Consider the following 2449-nt stretch of genomic DNA (forward strand, 5'->3'; position numbering starts at 1 on the left):
GTGCTCAGCGAACCGGCCCCAATCGCGTTGGAAATTCAACTGCAAACCCATTGATGAATGGCTGCGCCATTCATCAGGGCTGAATATTGCTTGCAATTAGTGGGGAAGCCCTTGTAGTTTGAGTTCACCTGCTGGCGCCAGACGGCGAAGCCGGCTGGCGAACGTCAGGTGCAACGAAGGGTTAGGCAGCGGCCAACGCAACGGGAACTGGCAAAGCTGACGAATGTGGTTCATGACTTGCGTGCTTCCCACACTGCGCCCACGCCAAGCCCCAGGACCAGACCGCCGGCAACGACTGCAGCACCGAGCAACGCTGACGCGAGCGGGCGGAAGTGGTGAAGCACAAGCGCGGCAACTACGCCAAGAACGACGCCAACCAAGGCGCTGAACATGAGCCGCGGTGACTCGAAGAGAACATCGATCATGCGAAGCGACTCGCTGCCTAACGAATGAAAGGGACTTCCCCGTCCCGAGCTAGCCGCGGTGAGCGGCAAACGGCAACAAGTGCCACGATGGGGTTGCGAAATCTCATCTATTCACTCTGAAGGGGAAGTCCATGGCCATTGTCTGCGTCGGCATCGATCTGGCGAAGAACGTATTTGCCCTGCATGGGGTGGATGAGGCGGGCAAGCCCGCGCTGGTGCGGCCCACGGTGCCGCGCGCAAAGCTGCTGGAGGCTATCGCGGCGCTGCCGCCTTGTTTGATCGCGATGGAGGCCTGTTCGGGTGCTCATCACTGGGCGCGCGAGTTCCAAGCCTTGGGCCACACCGTCAAGCTCATCGCCCCGAAGTTTGTGATTCCGTATCGGCTCTCGGGCAAGCGGGGGAAGAACGATTCCGCGGACGCAGCAGCCATTTGCGAGGCCGCCCAACGCCCCAGCATGCGCTTTGTGCCCGCCAAGAGCTTGGAGCAGCAAGGGCAGTTGTGCCTGCACCGGGTGCGACAAGGCTTCATCGAACAGCGCACCGCACTGATCAACCGCATTCGGGGCCTGCTCAGTGAGTTCGGCATCGTCTTGCCCTTGAAGGCCGCCACCGTGCGGCGAGAAGCCCTCTTGCACCTGGAAGACCTGCCCGGCTGGGCCAACCTGGCCGTGGGCGACTGCTTGAGCGAGGTCGGCCGCTTGGACGAGCGCATCGGCCAGTACGACCGTCACTTGGCGCACCTGGCCCGTGAGAGCGAGGCCGCCAAGCGCTTGATGCGCTTGGCGGGCATTGGCGAGACCACGGCCACCGCGCTCACTGCGGCCATCGGCAACGGCCACGACTTCCAATGCGGGCGCCAGTTCGCCGCTTGGCTGGGCTTGACGCCGGGACAGTACAGCTCGGGCGGCAAGACGCGGCTGGGGCGCATCACCAAAGCAGGTGACGCCTATCTGCGCAGCCTCCTGGTGCTGGGCGCGCGGGCGGTGCTGGCGGCGGCCAAGAACAAGACCGACCCGATCAGTCGCTGGGTGCGAAACGTCGAAGAGCGGCGCGGCTATTGGAAGGCGGTGGTGGCCATGGCGGCCAAGAACGCGCGGCTGGCCTGGGCCGTGCTGGCCAAGGGGGACGCGTTCAAGCTGCCCGCGGCGGCAGCCACATCCTGAGTCCGCAGACCACCGATCAACCCGCCACACCGGAGACCAACCACCCGAATTCTTCCGCCGCGTGACCGGCCTGTCGTTGATGAGCAAGGTTGGACCTGTGCGGGGCGTGCCTGATGAATTCAAGGGAGCGGGAAACCGGCTCCGGCTAACGAATGAGGCCCCCGCGCGCGTCTTCACATCAGGGTCCGCAGCATCGAAAAGCTGCACGAATGACCGTTTGTAGTAACCCCAGTCCGCACTTGCTCTGTGCTCAGCGAACCGGCACCAATCGCGTTGGAAATCGTTGGAAATCCAACTGCAAACCCCTTGATGAATGGCTGCGCCATTCATCAGGGCTGAATATTGCTTGCAATTAGTGGGGAAGCCCTTGTAGTTTGAATTCAGTGGACCAGCCAGCGCAGCTGGCGCAGGTCCACTGCAATGAATGGTTAGCCATCAGGCCTCCGCCCACGAGAGAAACACTGCGAGTACTTCAGCAAGATTTCCGGTTCCGCCCGACCCAACGAACTGCCCTGATTCAACCTTGCAGTGCACCCAATCACCCTCCCCGATTTCAGCGCCACGCACGACTGGCTCGAAGCTTCGCGCAGCAAGTTCTGTATCGTGGAGATCAATCGTGATGTGCCAGCCAGGGTTGTCTAGCGTCTCGATCCGCAAGCCATATGAGTGCTCCCAGTCGCCATCGCATTGCGATGCGTACCAACTCTGGATCCGTGCGAGCTCTTGCATCTGATGGCTAACAATCAGCGTTTATCTGCCGCGCCACGAACATGGCGAGCGGCCTGAGCGGAAATCGCGGCAGATAAACCATGTTGGACTGAACCGTCGCGGCGACGGTGGCGGGGGCCTAGGGGATTGGAT

General features: G+C 62.1%; 2 protein-coding genes. One reads left to right on the forward strand and one right to left on the reverse strand.

What is annotated here, in order from left to right:
* Positions 1-556 precede the first annotated feature (556 nt).
* On the forward strand, positions 557-1588 hold the full coding sequence (locus I7X43_RS16235) for an IS110 family RNA-guided transposase (RefSeq protein WP_198102000.1): 1032 nt from the start codon (positions 557-559) through the stop codon (positions 1586-1588).
* Between the two features lie 435 nt (positions 1589-2023).
* On the opposite strand, the gene I7X43_RS16650 is transcribed toward I7X43_RS16235, so the two are convergent.
* Positions 2024-2317, reverse strand: a complete 294-nt coding sequence (locus I7X43_RS16650) for an immunity 53 family protein (protein ID WP_198102001.1) — start codon at positions 2315-2317, stop codon at positions 2024-2026.
* Positions 2318-2449 lie beyond the last annotated feature (132 nt).

Origin of the sequence: Inhella gelatinilytica, from assembly GCF_016093295.1 — a bacterium.
In the GTDB taxonomy this organism is placed as follows: Bacteria; Pseudomonadota; Gammaproteobacteria; order Burkholderiales; family Burkholderiaceae_C; genus Inhella; species Inhella gelatinilytica.

Bases quoted from the DNA above. Each gene is read 5' to 3' on its own strand.
- I7X43_RS16235 (WP_198102000.1), top strand. From the start codon at position 557: ATGGCCATTGTCTGCGTCGGCATCGATCTGGCGAAGAACGTATTTGCC.
- I7X43_RS16650 (WP_198102001.1), bottom strand. From the start codon at position 2,317: ATGCAAGAGCTCGCACGGATCCAGAGTTGGTACGCATCGCAATGCGAT.